The following is a 3,470-nucleotide window of genomic DNA, read 5'->3' on the forward strand; positions in this document are numbered from 1 at the left end:
TCGGGATTGTGCCAGTTCTTCTACGTGCTCGACATCCCCGGCGGTGCGGGCAAATCCGTGCTCAATCCGGATGCGATCGAGGCCGAGGCCAATGGCGAGATGATCATCCGCGACTGGCAGGGCAATCGTCACAACTATACTGATTCGATCAGCGATGCCTGACCCGGCTCAATCCGCCAGCACCATTACCCAGAACTTACCGAAACGGGTTCCCGGCGCCTCAGCCTTGACCAAGCCGATGCGCCGCGCTTCCGGCATCAACAGGTTTTCGTCGTGATAGGTCGAGGCCTGCCAGCGCTCCAGCACCCGCTCGGGCGTCTGCGCGCCGGCCTGCAGGTTTTCCGCCGCAGCGCCGTTGATGCCGTTACGCGTCATGCGCTTGCCGAAGCGACCGGCGGCGTGGTGATCAAGATCATCCATGGCGGCGACGGCCCGCGCCTGCTCGTCAGCGGCGCGCATCAGGCTGCGATCGACACGCACCGGCCCGAGCCCGTTTTGCGCGCGATACGCCGTCAGCGCCTCGGCCATGGCGCTCGCATGGCTGTGATCGGTGGTGATGCCGGAGGTGTCGCGGAAGGAAAACAGGGCGCAGCCGCCAAGAAAGGCGGCCATGGCCACGACGAGAATCAACTGCCTCAATATCCGCTCCCGGGAATCGGCTCGATCTGAAACCGCGTTTATGACACGCTCGCCGGCAAAATTAAGGCGTGGCTTGAAACTATTTCGACTAAAGCATCTGCTACGCGATATCGGTATTTCTCGCCAGCACGACCACACTCAGAGCAAACCCATGCACGCATCGCATCACGGCCTGAAAATCGGAATCGCGCTGGGCGGCGGGGCGGCTCGGGGGTGGTCGCATATCGGGGTGCTGCGGGTGCTCGCCGAGGAGGGCCTCGTGCCCGACATCGTCGCGGGAACCTCGATCGGCGCGGTGGTCGGCGGCTCCCTCGCCGCCGGCAAGCTCGACGATCTCGAGAGGTTCGCCCGCTCGCTCACCCGTGCCCGCGTGCTTGGCCTGCTCGATTTCTCACTCGGCGCCTCCGGGCTGATCGCGGGCGAGAAGCTGCGCCAGTTGTTGCAAGAGGATCTCGGCGGATTGCGAATCGAGGAACTGCCCATGCGCTTCGGCGCGATCGCCACCGAGATCACGACTGGCCACGAGATCTGGCTGACGCGCGCGGGCGTCTGCTGCGGGCTGTCCAGGCCTCCTATGCCCTGCCCGGCATCATCGATCCGGTGCGCATCGGAAACCGCCTGCTCGTTGACGGGACGCTCGTGAATCCCGTTCCGGTTTCCGCAGCGCGGGCGCTGGGCGCCGATGTGGTGCTTTGCGTCAATCTCAACGGCGATCTGAAGCTGCGCGGCACCACGATCCAGTCGATTGAAGATGCATACGATGACGCGGAAGCCGAAACTCCGGAGGCAGAGGAGGAAAACGGGCGCCCCGGCTTTCTGGGACCCATGCTTGACATGGCCGACAATGTGGCCGAAAGCCTGCGTGGCCGCGATCCGGCACGACGCGTGGCGCCGGGGATGGCCAAGGTGATGCTGGATGCGTTCAACATCATCCAGGACCGGATCTCTCGGGCGCGCCTCGCGGGCGATCCGCCGGATCTGATGATTTCACCGAAACTGTCGAAGATCGGCCTTTTCGATTTCCACCGCGCAGATGAAATCATTGCGCTCGGCGCGCAAGCCACACGCCGGGCCATGCCCGATATCCGCGAATTGCTGGCCGAGGCGAAAGCGCTGGCGGCGGCCATGCGCTGATCAGGGCCACCGTCAGCCGGCCGCTATGTAATCCTTCAAGGCCTGCTGTTCTGCCTCGATATCGGCGAGCCTTCGGTTGACGACGTCACCGATCGAGATGATCCCGGCCAATGCGCCGTCTTCGACCACGGGAACGTGGCGAAATTTGCCATCCGTCATCAGGCGCATGAGATGATCGGCATCCGCATTGATGCCGCAGGTCACGACATCGCGCGTCATGAATTTCGAAACCGGCGCATCAAGCGCCGCCGCCCCGTCCTGCGACAGCGCGCGGATGATGTCGCGCTCGGACAGGATACCGGCAACTGCGCGACCGTCATCACTGACGACGATGGCGCCGATCCTTTTTCCGGCCAGCAGCGCCGCCGCTTGCGACAGCGTCTCCTGCGGTGCGATCGTGACGACCTGCGTCCCCTTGTTGGAAAGAACCTGCCGAACCGTCATGGCACCCTCCCTCATTGCGCGCATCGTGATGTGCACGTTCTGTGCAGTGTGCTGGACCTTGCGCGCGCTGGCAACCATAACGCACCATCAAACGTGATGATAATCGTGTTCGGAGAATCTGCCTGCCCTTGTCGCATGCGGTAGCTGCTGCTAACTCCGCATCTGAAAGACCCCTTTCGAAACAGGGCCTGCGAGGCAGATCATGAACCGTCAAAGCGATATCGCTCCTGTACACGTCATCGGCGGCGGCCTGGCCGGCTCGGAAGCCGCGTGGCAGATCGCCCAGGCGGGCGTGCCCGTGATTCTGCACGAAATGCGCCCGCAGCGCATGACCGATGCCCACAAGACCCACGGCCTCGCCGAACTCGTCTGCTCGAATTCGTTCCGCTCGGATGATGCGCAGAGCAATGCGGTGGGTCTTCTGCATCAGGAGATGCGCCGGCTCGATTCGCTGATCATGCGCATGGGCGACGCCCATCAGGTCCCCGCCGGCGGAGCGCTCGCCGTTGATCGCGACGGATTCTCGGATGCGGTGACGCAGGCGCTGGAAGCCCATCCGCTGATCACCATTGATCGTGGTGAGATCGCCGGCCTGCCGCCGGAGGAATGGGACAAGGTGATCATCGCCACCGGCCCCCTCACCTCCCCGGCCCTGGCGGACGCCATCCGCGAAATCACCGGCGAGACGGCGCTCGCCTTTTTCGACGCGATCGCGCCGATCGTGCATCGCGAATCGATCGACATGGGCAAGGCCTGGTTCCAGAGCCGCTACGACAAGCCGGGCCCGGGCGGCACCGGCGCTGATTACATCAACTGCCCCCTCGACAAGGAGCAGTACGAGGCTTTCATCGACGCGCTGCTGGCGGGCGATAAAACCGAGTTCAAGGAATGGGAGGCCAACACCCCCTATTTCGATGGCTGCCTGCCCATCGAGGTCATGGCCGAGCGCGGACGCGAGACGCTGCGCCACGGGCCGATGAAACCCGTCGGCCTGACCAATCCGCATGACCCTGAAGTCAAGCCGCATGCCGTGGTGCAACTGCGCCAGGACAATGCGCTGGGCACGCTATACAACATGGTCGGCTTCCAGACGAAGCTGAAATACGGGGCGCAGGCCGCGATCCTGCGCATGATTCCCGGCCTCGAGAATGCGGAATTCGCCCGTCTCGGTGGCATCCACCGCAACACCTACCTCAATTCGCCCCGCCTGCTCGACGCGACCCTGCGGCTCGAAGCCATGCCGCGGCTGCGCT

At 64.0% G+C, this 3,470-nt stretch carries 3 protein-coding genes and 1 pseudogene; 2 read left to right on the top strand and 2 right to left on the bottom strand.

The genetic code is table 11. From position 1 onward, the window contains the following. Window positions 1–168 precede the first annotated feature (168 nt). The gene (locus VKP01_RS17320) at window positions 169–639 is read right to left on the bottom strand and encodes a CAP domain-containing protein (protein WP_324414500.1); all 471 of its coding nucleotides are present in this window, start codon (window positions 637–639) and stop codon (window positions 169–171) included. A gap of 151 nt (window positions 640–790) precedes the next feature. Here VKP01_RS17320 and VKP01_RS17325 point away from each other — a divergent pair. After that, a pseudogene (locus VKP01_RS17325) lies at window positions 791–1,773 on the top strand (patatin-like phospholipase family protein). Between the two features lie 12 nt (window positions 1,774–1,785). Here VKP01_RS17325 and VKP01_RS17330 read toward each other — a convergent pair. Continuing rightward, window positions 1,786–2,217: a CBS domain-containing protein gene (locus tag VKP01_RS17330; protein WP_324414502.1), complete on the bottom strand. Its 432-nt coding sequence runs from the start codon at window positions 2,215–2,217 to the stop codon at window positions 1,786–1,788. A gap of 202 nt (window positions 2,218–2,419) precedes the next feature. Here VKP01_RS17330 and trmFO point away from each other — a divergent pair. Further along, window positions 2,420–3,470: methylenetetrahydrofolate--tRNA-(uracil(54)-C(5))-methyltransferase (FADH(2)-oxidizing) TrmFO (trmFO, locus tag VKP01_RS17335; RefSeq protein WP_324414505.1), on the top strand; the 1,051-nt coding region annotated here is incomplete at its 3' end.

The organism is Saliniramus sp. (assembly GCF_035311605.1).
Taxonomy (GTDB): Bacteria; Pseudomonadota; Alphaproteobacteria; order Rhizobiales; family Beijerinckiaceae; genus Saliniramus.